General features: G+C 66.5%; 19 protein-coding genes and 2 tRNA genes. 3 read left to right on the top strand and 18 right to left on the bottom strand.

The features are described 5' to 3' along the window. Nucleotides 1-12: 12 nt before the first annotated feature. From rpsI to FIV50_RS04235, 8 genes are all read right to left on the bottom strand, one after another. Nucleotides 13-498 carry a 30S ribosomal protein S9 gene (gene rpsI, locus FIV50_RS04270; protein WP_042539158.1) on the bottom strand — a complete coding sequence of 162 codons (486 nt, stop codon included), beginning with the start codon at nt 496-498 and terminating at the stop codon, nt 13-15. A gap of 27 nt (nt 499-525) precedes the next feature. Next, nucleotides 526-972 carry a 50S ribosomal protein L13 gene (gene rplM / locus FIV50_RS04265; protein WP_042539156.1) on the bottom strand — a complete coding sequence of 149 codons (447 nt, stop codon included), beginning with the start codon at nt 970-972 and terminating at the stop codon, nt 526-528. A 178-nt stretch (nt 973-1,150) separates the two neighbouring features. Continuing rightward, entirely contained in the window at nt 1,151-1,819 is a 669-nt protein-coding gene (locus tag FIV50_RS04260; protein WP_140036351.1) for an endonuclease/exonuclease/phosphatase family protein, read from the bottom strand. Between the two features lie 96 nt (nt 1,820-1,915). Then, complete coding sequence (locus tag FIV50_RS04255; protein WP_140036350.1) at nt 1,916-2,809, bottom strand: hypothetical protein; 894 nt, start codon at nt 2,807-2,809, stop codon at nt 1,916-1,918. After that, the gene (locus FIV50_RS04250) at nt 2,806-4,062 is read right to left on the bottom strand and encodes a hypothetical protein (protein ID WP_140036349.1); all 1,257 of its coding nucleotides are present in this window, start codon (nt 4,060-4,062) and stop codon (nt 2,806-2,808) included. The genes FIV50_RS04255 and FIV50_RS04250 overlap by 4 nt, the downstream gene beginning before the upstream one ends. Continuing rightward, the gene (truA, locus tag FIV50_RS04245) at nt 4,059-4,907 is read right to left on the bottom strand and encodes a tRNA pseudouridine(38-40) synthase TruA (protein ID WP_140036348.1); all 849 of its coding nucleotides are present in this window, start codon (nt 4,905-4,907) and stop codon (nt 4,059-4,061) included. The genes FIV50_RS04250 and truA overlap by 4 nt, the downstream gene beginning before the upstream one ends. A gap of 55 nt (nt 4,908-4,962) precedes the next feature. Then, nucleotides 4,963-6,501 carry an APC family permease gene (locus tag FIV50_RS04240; RefSeq protein ID WP_140036347.1) on the bottom strand — a complete coding sequence of 513 codons (1,539 nt, stop codon included), beginning with the start codon at nt 6,499-6,501 and terminating at the stop codon, nt 4,963-4,965. Nucleotides 6,502-6,600: 99 nt separating this feature from the next. Then, nucleotides 6,601-6,966 carry a winged helix-turn-helix transcriptional regulator gene (locus tag FIV50_RS04235; protein WP_140036346.1) on the bottom strand — a complete coding sequence of 122 codons (366 nt, stop codon included), beginning with the start codon at nt 6,964-6,966 and terminating at the stop codon, nt 6,601-6,603. Nucleotides 6,967-7,060: 94 nt separating this feature from the next. Between FIV50_RS04235 and FIV50_RS04230 the strand changes: the two genes are divergently transcribed. Beyond that, a complete protein-coding gene (locus tag FIV50_RS04230; RefSeq protein WP_140036345.1) occupies nt 7,061-7,906 on the top strand; it encodes an SDR family oxidoreductase in 846 nt (281 codons plus the stop codon). Between the two features lie 66 nt (nt 7,907-7,972). Here FIV50_RS04230 and FIV50_RS04225 read toward each other — a convergent pair whose 3' ends face one another. The 4 genes from FIV50_RS04225 to FIV50_RS04210 form a co-directional block, all read right to left on the bottom strand. Further along, nucleotides 7,973-8,326 (bottom strand): hypothetical protein, encoded by a 354-nt coding sequence (locus FIV50_RS04225; RefSeq protein WP_140036344.1) that lies wholly within the window; start codon nt 8,324-8,326, stop codon nt 7,973-7,975. Next, complete coding sequence (locus tag FIV50_RS04220) at nt 8,323-8,946, bottom strand: Asp23/Gls24 family envelope stress response protein (protein ID WP_140036343.1); 624 nt, start codon at nt 8,944-8,946, stop codon at nt 8,323-8,325. Before FIV50_RS04220 ends, FIV50_RS04225 begins: the two co-directional genes overlap by 4 nt. Continuing rightward, nucleotides 8,943-9,509 (bottom strand): RNA polymerase sigma factor, encoded by a 567-nt coding sequence (locus FIV50_RS04215; RefSeq protein WP_140036342.1) that lies wholly within the window; start codon nt 9,507-9,509, stop codon nt 8,943-8,945. The genes FIV50_RS04220 and FIV50_RS04215 overlap by 4 nt, the downstream gene beginning before the upstream one ends. A gap of 123 nt (nt 9,510-9,632) precedes the next feature. Then, nucleotides 9,633-10,100 (bottom strand): Asp23/Gls24 family envelope stress response protein, encoded by a 468-nt coding sequence (locus FIV50_RS04210; protein WP_258184408.1) that lies wholly within the window; start codon nt 10,098-10,100, stop codon nt 9,633-9,635. 152 nt (nt 10,101-10,252) lie between these two features. Between FIV50_RS04210 and FIV50_RS04205 the strand changes: the two genes are divergently transcribed. Both FIV50_RS04205 and FIV50_RS04200 read left to right on the top strand, forming a co-directional pair. Then, the gene (locus tag FIV50_RS04205) at nt 10,253-10,864 is read left to right on the top strand and encodes a TetR family transcriptional regulator (protein ID WP_140036340.1); all 612 of its coding nucleotides are present in this window, start codon (nt 10,253-10,255) and stop codon (nt 10,862-10,864) included. Next, on the top strand, nt 10,865-12,541 hold the full coding sequence (locus FIV50_RS04200) for an MDR family MFS transporter (RefSeq protein WP_140036339.1): 1,677 nt from the start codon (nt 10,865-10,867) through the stop codon (nt 12,539-12,541). A gap of 65 nt (nt 12,542-12,606) precedes the next feature. On the opposite strand, the gene FIV50_RS04195 is transcribed toward FIV50_RS04200, so the two are convergent. From FIV50_RS04195 to FIV50_RS17630, 6 genes are all read right to left on the bottom strand, one after another. After that, complete coding sequence (locus tag FIV50_RS04195) at nt 12,607-12,789, bottom strand: hypothetical protein (protein WP_056375780.1); 183 nt, start codon at nt 12,787-12,789, stop codon at nt 12,607-12,609. A 178-nt stretch (nt 12,790-12,967) separates the two neighbouring features. Continuing rightward, a tRNA-Met gene (locus FIV50_RS04190) sits at nt 12,968-13,041 on the bottom strand. A gap of 34 nt (nt 13,042-13,075) precedes the next feature. Further along, a tRNA-Thr gene (locus FIV50_RS04185) sits at nt 13,076-13,147 on the bottom strand. Between the two features lie 67 nt (nt 13,148-13,214). Then, the gene (locus tag FIV50_RS04180) at nt 13,215-14,495 is read right to left on the bottom strand and encodes a M23 family metallopeptidase (protein WP_140036338.1); all 1,281 of its coding nucleotides are present in this window, start codon (nt 14,493-14,495) and stop codon (nt 13,215-13,217) included. A 124-nt stretch (nt 14,496-14,619) separates the two neighbouring features. Next, nucleotides 14,620-15,414, bottom strand: coding sequence for an inositol monophosphatase family protein (locus FIV50_RS04175; RefSeq protein WP_181164332.1), 795 nt, complete (start codon nt 15,412-15,414; stop codon nt 14,620-14,622). Next, the gene (locus tag FIV50_RS17630; protein WP_181164331.1) at nt 15,411-16,385 is read right to left on the bottom strand and encodes a hypothetical protein; all 975 of its coding nucleotides are present in this window, start codon (nt 16,383-16,385) and stop codon (nt 15,411-15,413) included. Before FIV50_RS17630 ends, FIV50_RS04175 begins: the two co-directional genes overlap by 4 nt. Nucleotides 16,386-16,413 lie beyond the last annotated feature (28 nt).

The following is a 16,413-nucleotide window of genomic DNA, read 5'->3' as shown; positions in this document are numbered from 1 at the left end:
GAGCGGTTGACCTTAACGCTTCGAGTACTGAGGCGCCTTACGGGCCTTCTTGAGTCCAGCCTTCTTGCGCTCCTTGACGCGAGCGTCGCGCGAGAGGAAGCCGGCCTTCTTCAGGGTCGGACGGTTGTTCTCCTCGTCGATGCCGTTGAGCGAACGAGCGATGCCGAGACGCAGCGCGCCGGCCTGACCCGAGGGGCCACCACCGGAGATGCGCGCGATGACGTCGTAGCCGCCGGCGAGGTTGAGGATCGTGAACGGGTCGTTGATCAGCTGCTGGTGCAGCTTGTTCGGGAAGTAGTCCTCGAGCGTGCGGCCGTTGACCGTGATCGTTCCCGAGCCGGGGACGAGACGCACGCGGGCGATGGCCTGCTTGCGACGGCCGACAGCGGCACCCGGGACGCTGAGCACGGGGCGGGGAGCCGCCTCGACTGCGTCGGTCTCGGGAGTCGAGGTCGAGAAGTTCTGGGGGTTTTCGGTGGTGTCCTGGATGTCAGCCACGAGTATGTCCTTAAGTCTTTACGGCGCTTACTGGGCGACCTGGTCGAGGGTGTACGTCTGCGGCTGCTGTGCGGCGTGCGGGTGCTCGGCACCGACGTACACCTTGAGCTTCGACAGCTGCTGACGGCCCAGGCTGTTCTTGGGGAGCATGCCACGGATGGCCTTCTCGACAGCGCGGATCGGGTTCTTCTCGAGGAGCTCGGCGTAGGTGACCGACTTCAGTCCGCCCGGGTAACCCGAGTGGCGGTAGGCCAGCTTCTTCTGGAGCTTCTGACCGGTGAGCGCGACCTTGTCGGCGTTCACGATGATGACGAAGTCACCCGAGTCGATGTGGTTGGCGAAGGTGGGCTTGTGCTTGCCACGCAGGAGCGTAGCGGCGTGCGAGGCCAGGCGGCCGAGAACGACGTCAGTGGCGTCGATGACGACCCAGTCGCGCTGGACTTCGCCAGCCTTCGGGGAGTAAGTGCGCGTCACGATAGTGCTGCTTTCTTGTTCGAACGGAGAAGTTCGTGAATCCCACTCCGGGGTGGTTCTTCCCTACAGGGATGAACACGCCAGTGGAGGGCTCACGTTCGTTAGTGCTCGGCAGTCGAGTACCAAAGTGACAGCTTACGTCATTCCCGACGTTCTCCCAAACCGAGCCGCTCGGCGATCAGTCGAACTGCGTCGTCACCAGGATCGGACGATGGTCGCTCATCCCCTGCGGAAGAGTGGTGACCCGCTGAATCTCGAAGCCGACCGAGGTGGCGAAATCATAGTGACCACGGAACACGCGATAGCGGGTGTAGGTGTGGTCGTCGCTCAGCGTCAGCGCGTATCCGTGCTCGCGGATCGTCTGACCCAGGTTCTCCTTGAAGACCGGGTAGTTGTAGTCGCCGACCATCAGCTGAGGCAGCCCTTCGCCGAGGGTCGCGAGCTCGGTGAGGGCAGCCCTGATCTGATGGCGACGCAGCGAGTTCAACGCGGTGAGCGGGGCTGCGTGGAACGACGCCGCGATGAACTCGCGCCCCGCATCGATGTCTCTGAGCCGTGCGCCCAGAACCCGCTCATGTGCCGGCTTGGCGATGCGGTCGTGCAACGACTTCTTGAGCTCGATCGTCTTGATCGCCTGAAGGTGGAACTCGCTGGCTCGGTAGAACATGGCGAGTCCCAGACGGTTCCCCTGCGTCGCGTCGGCGAGCGTGAGGTCGCCGATCGTCTCTGGCAGATCTGCGACATCGCACTCCTGCAGGCACAGGATGTCAGGATCGTGCGCCGACACCAGTGCCGCTAGTTCGCCTGCGGCGCGGTGCTTCTGCAGGTTGTAGGAGATGACCTTCATCGCACTTCACGGTAGTGCGTCAGTCTTGGATTCCGGTGGAAATCGCCCGTCCGTTCGGTAAACGCATGTCCTCGAGGCGTCCGCGACTCTCGGGCGTCACTCGTCGTATCCCCACCTGATGCCCATGATGCCGGGGCCGAAGCCGTGCCGAGCGAGATGCACGGAGCCACTGCGCACCGAGCGCATCGTCGAGACGTACTCGTCGTCCGTCTCCACGTATTCCTCGCACCAGGTGGGCAGGGCATCCGGATGGAAGCGCACCCAGACGAGGCTCTCCCGAGCCTGCCGCGAGGTGGCATGCCACGCGGACTGCCTCGGCGGGTATCCGGGCGGAAAGGTCTCAGCGAACTCGAACAGGGTCGTGCCACCCGGGGCGATCGGCTCATCGAGCGCGATCACCACCCCCGACAGCAGCCGCCCCGGGTGCAGATACTCGCGGTCGACATGGCCGCCCACGACGTCCGAGATCACCGACATCACATCGGTCTCCATCGGGGCGACGTCGATGAGCGGGACCTCGGCGATCGTGCCCCTCGTCGACTGCACGAGCGAGCGCATGACGGTCTTCTCCGCCGCACCGTCCGCGCCCACGAACACCGTCACGTGCGTCGACAGGTCTCGCAGCGCGTCCTGCGGTGCCGCACGAAGCGCCTGCAGCGTCTCTTCGGTCTCGCGCTGCTCGCGTTCCTCATCGAAGGGCAGGCGCGGCGGCGCGATGGGTCCGAGGCGCGCAGAAGGAAGCAGCAGACTGGCGAGGTGTCCCCTGTGCAGACCGAGGCGATCTTCGATTCCCTCGACGACGCTCAGCGACTGCGCACCTTCGGGCTGGCGATCGCCCGAGCGCCAATAGCTCAACGTCGCCATGGAGACCGGGTTGCCGTCGTCCTTCAGCTGACTCTGCAGACGCGCGAGAGTGACCCCGCGCTCAGAGATCGCTGCTCGCAGAGCAGCGGCGAACGCACCACTGCGGTCGTCCGGGCGATTCGTCACAGTTCCCCCGCGGGTCCGATATCGCCCGGGAAGAGCGCGTCTCTGGCGAGTTGTCGTTGGCGACGGCTGCGCGGGGCGTCGGACCAGCCGATGATGAGCCCGAGCACGATCAGGATCGCCGCGGCCCCGAGCACGGATGACGCATCCATCGCACTCCACTCGGCCCACAGAGCACCCACACCGACGACGACGGCTCCCGCGCCGAGCGCGGAGAGTCCCAGCTGCAACCGGACCGCAGCCCGGTTGCCTGAGAGCAGAGACTCGACGAGACCCACGTCGATGCGACGGGCGGCGCCGTCAGCCACCCATCGACTCAGCGCGCTCTCCCTCGCGAACTGCAGGACGACGCCTCCGACCCAGGCGAGGATGCCGAGCGCCGCGCACACGGCGATCGCCACACCGCTGCTCAGGCTCAACAGGTCGATGCCGTTCTCGATCGGCTCGTCCCAGTAGACCGGGTCGCAGGTGCGGCACTGCTGGCGCATGAAGACCGAGAGCATGAACGCGGCCAGCGAGATGAACGTCGCCGCGAGCAGCACCGTCGCGATCCGATGGAGGAGCCGAGCGCTGGGGGCCGTGAGCCAACGCGGCACGACCGCTGCGACAGCGGCCGCCCGACGCTCGGCATCGGCCTGCTGCGCGCGAGGAACGCCTCTCTTCCAGCGCCCCCACTGCGTGCCCATGCGTGCGGAGTCGCGCTCGACGGCCCGGCGCCCGATGCGACGGAGCATCTCGGCACCGAAGGCGAGCACCGCGAAGACGAGGAGCGCGACCCAGCTCACGGCATCCTCACGCAGGTCTTCCGTGAAGAGAACGCCCAGCGCGAAGATGCCTCCGAGGCCCGCGAGGCAGCAGAACAGCACCAGGCCGGTGGTCTGCAGGTGAGAGGCGGGCGCCGCCTTGAGTTCGAGTCGCAGCGACCGCTGCGGGACGGCGCTCGGATCGGCACCCGCACTCGATTCCACGGCACGCAGGGCGGCGTAGCGCTCGGCGACGAAGACGAAGGGCACACCGATCGCGAGCACTGCGGCGACGAGCAGGATCACGCCCATGCTCGCGCGGAACAGCGGATCGAGGTCGACCTGCCAATACAGCGATGACAGCGCCTCCTCCCCCACGATGCCGATCACGACGATGCCGAGGAAGGTGTAGAGCGAGCCGACGATCAGGCCGACGCAGGTGTCGAGGAGCGCCCGCCAGAACGCCCAGCCTGCAGACGAGACCTCGACGAACGCCGCATCGCGCCCCGTCATGCTGTCGTGGAGTCGCGGCGAGCGCGTGTCTGCTCCGCCCGGATCGAGAGCAGCTCGTCGGCCGGATACCCCACCTCGGTGAGCGTCAGCCCGCGGGCCGCCAGCACTTTGAACTCGCTGGTGCGGGTGAGCGCGTCGCGCAGCACGACCAGGTCGTCGACGTCGAGCCGCCCCTCTCCCACCGCGACGCACGCACCCACCAGTGCGCGCACCATGCTGTGGCAGAACGCGTCGGCCTTGACCTCGGCGACGAGCACGCCATCGGCGTCGCGCGACCAGCGATAGTCGAGGAGGGTCCGGATGGTCGTCGCTTCTTCACGAGGCTTGCAGTATGCCGCGAAGTCGTGCAGGCCGATGAGCGTCCGCGCAGCGGCATCCATCGCCTGTGCGTCCAGAACACCCCGGTGCGCGGTCGTGTCGTGGCGTCGAAGAGGGTCGTACCCTGCGGTCGAGTCGGCAAGCCGATACCGGTAGCGTCGCCAGACCGCCGAGAAACGGGCGTCGAATCCGTCGGGGGCGATCGAGCTACGGGTCACCGTCGCGTCGGGATACGCGCTGAGCACACCGCGCATGCGCCGTGCGATCGACGCTGCGGGGTCTTGCGGCGCCCGACCCTGACGCGATTCGATGCGCGACCACTGCGCCTCGTCGAGGTCGACGTGCGCCACCTGGCCCAGGGCGTGCACTCCGGCATCCGTCCGTCCGGCGACCACGAACTGCACGTCGGAGCCGACGATGCGCGCGAGCGCGGCTTCGAGAGTCCCCTGCACTGTGCGCAGGGTCGGCTGCTTCGCCCACCCGCGGAAGTGGGTGCCGTCATAGGCGATGTCGAGCCGGATGCGCACGGATAAAGCCTAGGGCGTACCCGCGCGCGATCCGGCTCGGACAGGATGCCGCAGCTCAGATGCCGCCATCGATCGAACGGATCAGGCCAGGCTCGTCGGGCACCATCACCTGGGTGTCGCGGTTGAGGCTCTCGCCGCGGAAGAACCTCTTCGACCGCGGGAACAGGTACCAGACGAACATGAGCACGAGGCCGAAGGCGAGCGCTCCGATGCCGATCACGAAGGTGCCGCCGATGCCGAAGAGGACTGTGTAGCCATAGTCCACATCCCACATGTCGATCGCCGACTGCACGAACGCCCAGGTGAGCATGGCCGCACCCAGCACCGGGAACAGCCCTTTGAAGAGGAAATCACGCGTCGAGCGGGTGAGGTCCTTGCGGAAGTACCAGGCACAGGCGAATCCGGTGATGGCGTAGTAGAACGCGATCGCCAGACCGAGCGACAGGATCGAGTCCTGGAGGATGTCGTCGCTGATCAGGGTCATCCCGATGTAGTAGGCGATGGCCACGACTCCCATGACGATGGTCGAGAACGACGGCGTCTTGTAGGTCGGGTGCACCTCCTTGAACTTCGCCGGCAGAGCACGGTACACGCCCATCGCGAGGGTGCCGCGGGCAGTGGGGAGGATCGTGGTCTGCGTCGACGAGATGGCCGAGAGCACGACTGCGACCACGAGCACCCAGCCGAACGGACCGAGCAGGCCGTCCTTGATCGCCAGGAAGAAGTCGTCGGCGTTGGCCTCGTTGCCGAGCCCGGTTCCCTCCGAACCGAGACCGGCGTACATCATCGCGGCGACCGTGACGCCGACGTAGGTGACGAGCAGGATGACGGTCGTCAGCAACGCTGCGCGGCCGGGGATCTTCTTGGGATCCTTCGTCTCCTCGTTGAGTGCGAGGCAAGTGTCCCAGCCCCAGTAGATGAAGAGAGCGAGCAGGATCGACTCGGTGAAGCCTGGCCAGCTGGTGAACGCGAACGGGTTCAACCACTCCATCTCGAACGGCGTCGGGTTCGGCGCGGTGCCGGCGAAGAACTGCCAGAGGGCCGCGACGACGAAGATCGCGAGAGCCAGGTACTGAATGCCGAGCAGGACGTTCTGGATACGCTCGCCGATCTCGACGCCGCGCCAGCTGACCCAGGTCATCGCGGCGATGAAGAGCACAGCGACGAGGACGATCCGCCAGTCGTTGTTCTCCAGGTCGAACCCGATCAGCGACCAGAAGTAGACCGAGGCGATCTGGGCGAGATTCGCGAGCACGACCATGCCGGCGACCGCGACGCCCCATCCGCCCATCCAGCCCACCCATGGTCCGAACGCCTTGGTGCCCCACGTGAACGTGGTGCCGCAGTCGGGAACGGCATTGTTCAGCTCGCGGTAGGCGAAGGCGATCAGCAGCATCGGCACGAAGGCGATGATGAAGGCGATCGGCGCCTGTGCGCCGACGGCCAACACCACGTAGCCCAGCGTGGCGACGAGCGAGTACACGGGGGCCGTGGAGGCCAGCCCGATGACGGTCGAGCCCCACAGACCGAGAGTGCCTGCGGCGAGGCCCTTGCCGTCGGGGCGTTCAAGATGGATCGGCGTCGTAGCTGACATGTTCAGAACATAGGGCTACTGCGGTTATCGCGTCAATCGTTTTCTTTGACCAACGGATTTCGTGGCTACCTGCAGTGACTTGCGACGGAATCCGTCGACCTAATCGCGATCGATCATTCCGTCGGCGTGGTCGGCGACCCACTCGACGAGCGGCAGCATCCGCTCCATGAGATCGCGGCCGAGCGGAGTCAGGCTGTACTCGACGTGCGGCGGCACTGTCGGGAAGGACTCCCGGTGCACGAGCCCATCGTCAGCCAGGGTGCGCAGGGTGGAGGCGAGCATCTTCTCGCTGATGCCGCCGACCTCGCGGCGCAGTTCGCCCCAGCGACGTGTGCCGTCGGAGAGCGACGAGAGAACCAGCACCCCCCACTTGCTCATCACGTGGTCGAGGATCACTCGCGTGCTGCATCCGGGCTCGAAGATCTGCGGAGTTGCCTCCCGGATCTGCGCATAACTAACCGTCATGTACGTACCTTACTTCAAAGTGTGTACCCAAAGTTTGGAATGTTCATCACCGGTGGTGAGGTTGTCGCTCCTGTCACCTACGAAAGGACACCCCATGACCATCCTCGTCACCGGCGCGACCGGTAACCTCGGACGCCTCGTCATCGCCAGCCTCCTCGAGCGCGGCGCCGACCCGCAGTCGATCATCGCCGGAGCGCGCGACGTCACCAAGGCCGCGGATCTCGGCGTGCGGGTCGCACGGCTGGACTACACCGACCCCTCCTCCGTCGCGGCGGCGCTCGAGGGCGTCGACAGCGTGCTGCTGGTCTCGGGCTCTGAAGTGGGCCAGCGGGTCGCCCAGCACCAGGCCGTCATCGACGCCGCCAAAGCCGCGGGGGTCACGAAGTTCGTCTACACCAGCGCTCCGAAGGCGACGACGAGCGATCTCGTGCTCGCACCCGAGCACAAGGCCACGGAAGAGCTCATCGCCGCATCCGGTCTCCCCTCGGTGATCCTGCGCAACAACTGGTACACCGAGAACTACGCCGCCGACGTCGCCCGCGCAGCCGAGACCGGTGTGCTCGCCTCCGGAGCCGGTGACGGACGTGTCGCCTCCGCGAGCCGCAAGGACTTCGCCGAAGCCGCAGCCGTCGTGCTGCTCGAAGACGGTCACCTCGGCCAGGTGTACGAGCTCGGCGGAGACGTCGCATGGGGCTACACCGATCTCGCCGCTGCGATCGCCGAGGTCACGGGTCGCGACGTCGAGTATCAGCCGCTGACCGCCGACGAGCAGCTCGCCGCCCTCCAGGCAGCCGGTCTCGATGAGGGCACGGCAGGATTCGTCGTCGCTCTCGACGCCGGCATCGCCGCAGGCGCCCTCGCCGATACCGACGGCACCCTCGCCCGGCTCATCGGTCGGCCGACCACGCCCCTCGTCGACGGCCTCCGCACGATCGCCTGATCACCCGTCGACTGCCGAGAGGCGCCGATCCTCACCCAGGATCGGCGCCTCCGTGTGCTCACGCGCTCAGTCCGACGATGCCTCTCGCGGATGGACGTACGCGATCGTGAGCACGATTCCGACGGTCCCCCGCCCGTCTTCCGCGAGGACCTTCCCGATGGCCGCGCGGACGTCTCGGAGCAGATCGAGAGCACTGGCGGAATACTCGATGCCGAGCGATGCCTCGACCTCGACCCCGCCGTCGACCACTCGGACGGCCACGAGAGGCTCATCGATCCTGCTGATGCCGACCGCCACGGCCCCCGCTCCGACGAGGTTCGACACCAGCGAACCCGCTCGATAGACGCTGCGCACGCCGGGCGTCGCCAGCACCGCCGCCTCTATCCGCTCGGCGAGTCCCGGTAGGGCTGTCGTGCTCATGAGGCCTCCTCCGCCGCACTGCTGATCCTCTGGACATCCCGCACCGTGACGTCGATCGCGGTCACGGTGAGGTCAGTCTGCCGGCGCAGACGCTCGGCGACCTCTTCACGAAGCCGCTCGACCGCCGTCGGGATCGACTCCCCGTAGACGGCATTGACCTCGATCGCGATCCGGATCGGCTCGCCCACGACAGTGACGTCTCCGTCGAGAGTCGATCGACCGACCAGAATGCCCGGTACGGCGTTCTCGGCCGAGCGGATGAGTCCTCGGACCGCCCCCTCCGTGATGCCGAAGTCGACGGACGGGTCGGGGTCGGCGAACGGGACACGGCGTCCGGCACGGGCATCCATCGCTATCCCCGAGAGGATGCGGTCGACCCAGCTGTCGTCGACCTCCGGACTCGCCGCGGCATCCGCTTCGATCAGCTGTCCGCCCAGACCCTGCAGGCGTTCGAGCGCGTCGAGTGCGAGCTGGCACCCGGGTGAGCCCTCGATCGACGCATCGACCGGAAGCCTGCCGGCCTCGAGATAGTCGCTCAGCTCTTCGAGCGTGTGTCCGTCGAGATCACCCGGCTCGAGTCCGAGCTGACGCACGTCGGGAGCTTCCTGCTCTTCAGTCATCGCCAGGCCTCCATTCGCACGATCATGAACTTTCGGGCTCGAGCGAGAAGACCACGTGCCGTCGACACCGAGATGTCGAGCTCCGTGGCGATCTCGTCGTACGAGTAGCCGCCCATCTCCCTCAGCACCCAGCATTCGCGCTGAGCAGCGGGCAGTTCCTGCAGCGCCGTACCGAGCGCCTCGATCCCTGCGCGCGCCTCCACCACACGCGCGGGCGCGTCGTGCGAGGGAGCCGCCTGCTCCATGTCATCGACATCGAGCGTCGGTCGCAGCGCGCGGATACGGTCCACCGCCTTGCGGCTCACGATGCGCATCAGCCAGCTCTTGACCTTCGCCGGGTCGTCAAGCTCGGAGAAGCGCTGCCACGCGGTCACGAACGTCTCCTGGACGATGTCGTCGACATCGGCCGAGGCGTTCAGCATCCGCTGCGTGTACGCACGCATCATCGGCGTGTACCTGCGCACCAGCACCGCGAACGCTGCCACGTCGCCGTCCATCGCCCGACCGGCGACGATCCGGTCGTCGGCCTGCTCGAGAGCAGAGCGAAATCGTTCCCCACCCATGCGTCGACTCCCTCTTCCGTACCCCGTGAGATGTTCGGAGCAGACGCGCCGACGGATCGGATCGACGATCCGACGACGCGGTCACGAGATGCTGATCCGATGGTTGATACGCACCTCGCGGGGCTACAGGACACGTGTCTCCGCGCCGGCGTCGGTGGCGACCGTGTCGTCGCTCGTGTCGTCGTCTGAGGGGATGTGCACGTCGTTGATCGTGACGTTGACCTCGACAGCCTGCTTGCCGACGAACTCGCTCATCGCGACGGAGATCGCTTCGCGCACGTCATCGGCGACCTTCTGCAGCGACACCGGGTACTCGGCGACGATCGTCACATCGATGGCGACCTGGGTCTCGCCGACCTCGACGCTGACGCCCTGGGTGAGGTCGGTGGAGTTGAGGGCGTCACGGATGGCTCCGACCGCGCGCGCTGCTCCGCCACCGAGGGCGTAGACGCCGGGAACCTCACGAGCCGCGATGCCGGCGATCTTGGCGACGACGCCGTTCTCGATGATCGTCTGGCCGGTCGAGGCGACGGTCGAACCTGCCGGGGCGACCTGGACCTTGGGCTGCTGCGCGTTCGAGACGTTCGCCATCATGTGCTCCTTCATCAGTGTGTGGGATCCCCAGCGGGGAGGGCCGCAGTGCAGCGACACCACTAAGACGGATGCTACGAACGATTCGTCACAAATCGTCGGGGAATTTCTTCACAGTGCACTCTTAGGTTGAGAGTGCAATATTGCACTCTATGAGCGAGAGTGCAGATTCTTTGCGAGAGCAGCGCAGGCGTGAGACGACCCGCGCCCTCACCGATGCGGCGCGCCGCCTGACCACCGAACGCGGCTTCGCCGGCTTCACGGTCGAGGAGCTCTGCGCAGAGGTGGGCGTCTCGCGGCGCACGTTCTTCAACTATTTCGAGAGCAAGGAGAACGCCGTCTTCGGGTTCGCCGCGATCGACTCCCGACAGGAGGCCCTCGAAGCCGAGTTCGTCGCCCAGAGCGGCGAGCTGCTCGACGACTTCCTCCGACTGACGATCGCCCGATTCGAGCTCTTCAATCCGCTCGACGACGCGCCCGCCATGTTCGCCGTGATCGAGCAGGAGCCTCGCCTGCTCAAGGCCGCGTTCGAACAGCTGGCGAAGAACGAGCGTCGCGACATGGAGCTCGTCGTGCGACGAAGCGGCAAGGGCGCCGATGCCGAGTTGCACGCCGAGGTCATGGTCCACACTGTCGGCGCGCTGGTGCGCCTGTGCATGGATCAGCTGCTGCACCATCACTCGACCGATTCCTTCAGCGATCTCGTCGGGCGACGCCTCGAGATCGCACGCGCCGTGTTCGCACCATCACAGAAAGCCGACTGAATGTCCGCCACAGCCACCAAGGATGCGCCCTTCCTGCTCACGAAGCGGCGCATCTGGATCATCTTCAGCGCCCTGATCGCCGGGATGCTGCTCTCGAGTCTCGACCAGACGATCGTGTCGACCGCGATGCCGACGATCGTCGGGCAGCTCGGCGGCGTCGATCACCAGGTGTGGATCACCACCGCATACCTGCTCGCGACCACGATCGTCATGCCGATCTACGGCAAGTTCGGCGACGTCCTCGGTCGTCGAAACCTCTTCCTGGTCGCGATCGCCCTCTTCACGCTCGCCTCGGTCGGCTGCGCGTTCGCCACCGATTTCTGGATGTTCGTCACCTTCCGCGCGCTGCAGGGTCTCGGCGGCGGCGGACTGATGATCCTGTCGCAGGCGATCATCGCCGACATCGTGCCCGCCAACGAGCGCGGCAAGTACATGGGGCCGCTCGGCGCCGTCTTCGGCCTGTCGGCTGTCGCCGGTCCTCTGCTCGGCGGGTTCTTCGTCGACCACATGACGTGGCAGTGGGCGTTCTACATCAACATCCCGGTCGGCATCGCCGCCTTCATCATCGCGCTGGTCGCCCTCAAGCTGCCGAGCAAGAAGGCCGAGAAGCCGATCGACATCTTCGGCGTGATCTTCCTGTCGATCGCGACGACCTGCCTGATCTTCTTCACAGACTTCGGCGGCGACAAGGAGTTCGGCTGGGATTCCCTCGCGACCTGGGCCTGGGGTGCCGGTCTCGTCGTGGCAGCGACCGCCTTCGTCATCACCGAGGCGAAGGTGCAGGACCCGATCATCCCGCTGAGCCTCTTCCGCAACCCGATCTTCGTCAACGCCACCGCGATCGGGCTCGTGCTCGGCATCGGTATGTTCGCCGCGATCGGCTTCGTGCCTACATTCCTGCAGATGTCGTCCGGCGCCTCCGCCGCGGCATCCGGTCTGCTGATGATCCCGATGATGGTGGGTCTGATCGGAACCTCGATCTTCTCGGGCATCGCGATCTCGAAGACCGGCAAGTACAAGGTCTACCCGATCGTCGGAACGATCCTCACCGGCATCGCGATGGTGGCGATGACGACTCTCTCGGCCGAGACGCCGATCTGGCTGATCTGCGCGTTCCTGTTCGTGTTCGGCGCCGGACTCGGCCTGATCATGCAGGTCGTCGTCCTGGTCGTGCAGAATGCCGTCCCCGCCGGCGAGATCGGCACCGCGACCAGCACGAACAACTATTTCCGCGAGGTCGGCGCCTCGCTCGGCACCGCAGTGTTCGGCACGATCTTCACGACTCGCCTGACCGAGAACCTGCTCGGCGTCTTCGCCGACGCCGGAGCCTCACCTGAGGATGCATCTCAGGCGGCGTCGACCATCGACCCCGCCACGCTCAATGCACTGCCAGACGAAGTCCGAGACGGAATCGTCACGGCGTACGCGGATGCTCTCGCGCCGGTGTTCTGGTTCCTCGTGCCGTTCATCGTGCTGGCCCTCGTGCTGTCGCTGTTCCTCAAGCAGATCCCGCTGTCGGACCAGGCCGGGCTCGTCGCCCGAGGTGAAGCCATCAGCGGCGAGGAGGCCGAGCGCCTCGAAGCCGAGCAGCGAGGCACGATCGTTCGGCCCGCCGCCGGTTCAGATGGCGCTGCCCGCGTCGTCGTCGACAACGACGCGCCCCCGACCGCTCGCTGACGCTCCGCGCACAGCCCACGGGCCCGCTCCTCACGTCGAGGAGCGGGCCCGTGGTATCTGCAGCGTCAGGGAAGGTCGCCGACCTCGAGCTCGTCAGGGTGATCCGCGTTGTCGCCGTCGGCCTTCTGATCCTCACCCGGCGTAGCGGGATCGATCTCGGGATCAGGGTCGTTCGTCACGAAGTCGGCATCCACGCCGGTCGCGTCGATCTCGGCGCCTTCATCGGGGCCCGCCTGGGGGTCTGACATGATCGCTCCTATCGTCGGGGGTATTGGACGATCAGTGTGACCGCCGAGAGCCCCGAGACGGCATCCCCTTGACATCGTCGTGCCGTGCCACATGCGTTCGGACGGGCGCCATGCGACCATCGGATCGACCCTGAGCCCGATACGACAAAACCCCCGGTTTCCCGGGGGTTTCAGTCTGTAGCAGGAGCGGGGCTTGAACCCGCGACCTCACGATTATGAGTCGTGCGCTCTGACCAGCTGAGCTACCCTGCCACACCGCATCCGCATCGCAGATACGAACGCTGTGAGCCCCGAGTCAGGATTGAACTGACGACCCCTTCCTTACCATGGAAGTGCTCTGCCACTGAGCTATCGGGGCGTGCTGCCCCTCGCGGGGCAACCACACGAGAATACCATCACTGTGGCGTCCTCATGAAATCGAGGTGTCAATACGAGGTGCGGCCCGCGTTCTCGCGCAACCACGGCAGCGGGTCGATGGTGCCTCCGTTGATGATGATCTCGAAGTGCAGGTGCGCGCCGTAGGAACGGCCCGTGTTGCCCGTGTGCCCGACGATGTCGCCGACCTTCACGGTCTGACCGGCCTTGACCTGCAGCGAGCCGTACTGCATGTGCGAGTAGTGGCTCGTGACGATCTGTCCGTCGATCACGTGATCGATGTAGACGGTCACGCCGTAGGCGCCACCCTGCTCGGTGGCGGTGCGCACGACGCCGTCGGCGATCGCCTGGATGGGCGCCCCCTCGCCGGGGACGAAGTCGATGCCCTCGTGCAGACGACCCCAGCGCATGCCGTAGCCCGAGCTCATGCCCACGCCGACCTTGAAGGGCCACTGGATCGCGGCCTCGGCGTCGTTGGTGAAGACCTCGTTGGAGTAGTTGATGCCCTCTTCGGATGCCACCTGGATCAGGGAGACGGTCGAGAAGCTGTCGGATCTTGCGAGCGACTCGTTCTGCACATCGGAGGAGGTGACGAAGGCCTGGATCTCGTCGCCGGCTTTGTCCGCCGACTTGGAGCCCGACGCGGCCACGAGAGATGTCGCCGTGATCGCCTGCGTGCCCTGCACTGCGGCCACAGCCTCAGCAGGAAGCGTCATTCCGACCGCGAGGAGTCCGGCGAGGCTCATCACGCCGACGGTTGCGCCGACTGTGAGGAACTTGCGGGCCGACGGGCGACGACGGGCGACGTGCTCGACAGGCGTCTCTTCAGCCGCAGCGGCTTCGGGCTCGACGGTCGGCATGGACGCACTCTTGGGCGCGGCGCGGCGGAACGCGCGGGCCGCGGTCTCGAAAGCATCGTCGGAGCTCGAGCGGTGCCCGGCATCGCCCGAATCGGCCTGCTGAGGCTCCGGGTGAGCGTCATCAGCCATCTCGGGCATCGCCGCGGGCTCGACGGCAGGTTCCGCAACCGGCTCGATGACGACCTCGGGAGCCTCCGTCGGCTCGACCGCGACGACATCTGCCAAGTCGGATGCTGCAGACGCTGCGGCGACCGCGCTCGCGGCGATGAACACCTCTGCGGTGTTCAGACGCTGGCGCGCGGCGCGGCGCGAAGTCGGAGTCTCGAAGGCGACGGACGCGGGTTCGGAAACGGGTGCAGCTTCGGGGACGGCTTCTGTCACTCCTGCCGCAGAGGCCTCGAAGGCCGCAGTGCGGAGACGGCTGGACCGGCGCGTGGGCGCAGAGGCAGCCTGGGGATTCTCGAAGGGCAAGTCAGATTCTCTCGGGTTTAAAACGTCAAGCTCGGGGGCGCTTAGGACCTTCACCGATTCGGGCCGATGAAAGTAACGATCGGATAAACCCTAGCCTGATCCACCTGTGAATGCCATGAATCGTTCACGTTTCATCTCGAAGAATATCGAGCACCCGTCGGTGGACCTCGATTCCACCTGCGATGAGCATGGGTCTCGTCGAGTCTCGATCGATCAGCGAGACGCTGCCTCCCGCCTCGGTGACGAGCAGCGCGCCTGCCGCATGATCCCAGGGCTTCAGGCCGCGCTCGAAGTAGCCGTCCAGTCGCCCGGCGGCCACGAACGCGAGGTCCAGCGAGGCCGCACCGGCACGACGGAGATCCCTGGCGATTGACATGATCCTGCGCACGGTGGCGAGGTCGCCGTCGTGCGTCGCCGGGTCATACCCGAAGCCGGTGGCCAGCAGCGCACCAGCCGATGTCTCGGTCGTGACCGAGAGTCGCGCGTCTCCCAGAAACGCGCCGTGGCCCCTCGCAGCGGTGAACATCTCTGCGGATGCCGGGGCATAGACGGCTGCGGAGAGGGCCTCCCACTCCCCCGCAACGGCGCTGCCGCGCACCGCCGCAATACTCACGGCATAGGAGGGGATCCCGTAGGCGTAGTTCACCGTGCCGTCGATGGGATCGACGACCCAGGTGATTCCGCTCTCGCCCCGCTCGGCCTCCGATTCCTCACCGAGGAAGCCGTCGCCCGGTCGAGCGACCCGCAGGCGCTCACGGATGAGCAGCTCGACCTCGCGGTCGGCGTCCGTCACGATGTCTGCGATCGTCGACTTCGTCGCGGCGAGGTGCACGCCTTCGGCGCGACGCGTGCGTGCCAGGTCGCCGGCCTCGCGCGCGATCCGAGAGGCGAGGTCGGCGAGCTCGAGTTCGAGGCTCACTGCGGCGGGAACGGCGGAGCCGGCGGAGCTGCGGGGTAAGCAGCGGGGGCATCTGGCGCCGGCGGCACAGGAGGCGCCGGCTGTGCCTGCGAGTACGGGTCCGGGGAGGCCGGGAAGGGTGCGACCGGGAACGGCTGCGGGGCCGGAGCGGCCGGCAGCGCCTGCTGCGGGGCCTGAAGAGGCTGAGCGGACGGGTGACCCGTGTAGTAGGCGTTCCAGTCCGGCGAACCGTCGGGCAGCACCGGCAGTGGAGTGCGACCGTCTGCGTACGTCGGCCATGCGGGAGCGGCAGCGACGCCGTGAGCGACGGCGGCACGAGCGCTTGCAGGCTTGCGAGGAGCGAACAGAGCGTTCAGCAGGGGGATCAACGTGGTTCCCACCGCCGCGAGGATCGTGAGCGCCACGACGATGCGCCAGTAGAGCTCGCCGTAGTCGAAGGTGTTCGGGAACGTGAGGAAGAAGATCAGCATGGCCACGAGACCGCCGAGGAACACGATCGTCGCGATGTAGATGATGCGGGTGAACGTCGTCACGTGGCGCTGCGCGGCCGGCGTGAACAGCCGAACATGCAACAGGGCGAGCTGGAGGATTCCGACGACCAGGAGCAGCTGGAAGAAGCGCTCGGCGCCGGTGAAGAACTGATCGTCCTCGGGCAGCCAGATCTTGACGGCTCCGACCAGCAGAGCGACGATCCAGCTGACCATGCTCGACAGGGCGAGCCAGTCGGGACGGTTCGGTGCGAGTCCGGCCTCGAGGATCGCGATGCCTGCGAACGCCGCGAGCAGCAGGATGGTGAGGAAGGCCCGGCCGATCAACCCGTCCTGATCGCCGACCAGTACCCACACGACGCAGACGAGCGCGGCGGCGATGAGCGCGCCGATGGCGATCCAGATCGCCCCTCTGATGAGAAGTGACATGTTCGTCTTCTCGACCAGCGCAGGGGGCTGCTGGGCGATCTCCGGCTGCGTCATCGCGTTCCTCTCGTTGGGCGGCGTTGCG

The sequence above is a fragment of the Microbacterium foliorum genome, from assembly GCF_006385575.1.
Taxonomy (GTDB): domain Bacteria; phylum Actinomycetota; class Actinomycetes; order Actinomycetales; family Microbacteriaceae; genus Microbacterium; species Microbacterium foliorum_B.
Note: the sequence above shows the minus strand (reverse complement) of the source record. Positions and strands in the feature narration are given on the sequence as shown.

What these genes read in the sequence shown, in the direction of transcription:
- FIV50_RS04260 (WP_140036351.1), bottom strand. Translation starts at nt 1,819, where the DNA reads ATGAAGGTCATCTCCTACAACCTGCAGAAGCACCGCGCCGCAGGCGAA.
- FIV50_RS04250 (WP_140036349.1), bottom strand. Translation starts at nt 4,062, where the DNA reads ATGACGGGGCGCGATGCGGCGTTCGTCGAGGTCTCGTCTGCAGGCTGG.
- FIV50_RS04240 (WP_140036347.1), bottom strand. Translation starts at nt 6,501, where the DNA reads ATGTCAGCTACGACGCCGATCCATCTTGAACGCCCCGACGGCAAGGGC.
- FIV50_RS04235 (WP_140036346.1), bottom strand. Translation starts at nt 6,966, where the DNA reads ATGACGGTTAGTTATGCGCAGATCCGGGAGGCAACTCCGCAGATCTTC.
- FIV50_RS04230 (WP_140036345.1), top strand. Translation starts at nt 7,061, where the DNA reads ATGACCATCCTCGTCACCGGCGCGACCGGTAACCTCGGACGCCTCGTC.
- FIV50_RS04225 (WP_140036344.1), bottom strand. Translation starts at nt 8,326, where the DNA reads ATGAGCACGACAGCCCTACCGGGACTCGCCGAGCGGATAGAGGCGGCG.
- FIV50_RS04220 (WP_140036343.1), bottom strand. Translation starts at nt 8,946, where the DNA reads ATGACTGAAGAGCAGGAAGCTCCCGACGTGCGTCAGCTCGGACTCGAG.
- FIV50_RS04215 (WP_140036342.1), bottom strand. Translation starts at nt 9,509, where the DNA reads ATGGGTGGGGAACGATTTCGCTCTGCTCTCGAGCAGGCCGACGACCGG.
- FIV50_RS04210 (WP_258184408.1), bottom strand. Translation starts at nt 10,100, where the DNA reads ATGGCGAACGTCTCGAACGCGCAGCAGCCCAAGGTCCAGGTCGCCCCG.
- FIV50_RS04205 (WP_140036340.1), top strand. Translation starts at nt 10,253, where the DNA reads ATGAGCGAGAGTGCAGATTCTTTGCGAGAGCAGCGCAGGCGTGAGACG.
- FIV50_RS04200 (WP_140036339.1), top strand. Translation starts at nt 10,865, where the DNA reads ATGTCCGCCACAGCCACCAAGGATGCGCCCTTCCTGCTCACGAAGCGG.
- FIV50_RS04195 (WP_056375780.1), bottom strand. Translation starts at nt 12,789, where the DNA reads ATGTCAGACCCCCAGGCGGGCCCCGATGAAGGCGCCGAGATCGACGCG.
- FIV50_RS17630 (WP_181164331.1), bottom strand. Translation starts at nt 16,385, where the DNA reads ATGACGCAGCCGGAGATCGCCCAGCAGCCCCCTGCGCTGGTCGAGAAG.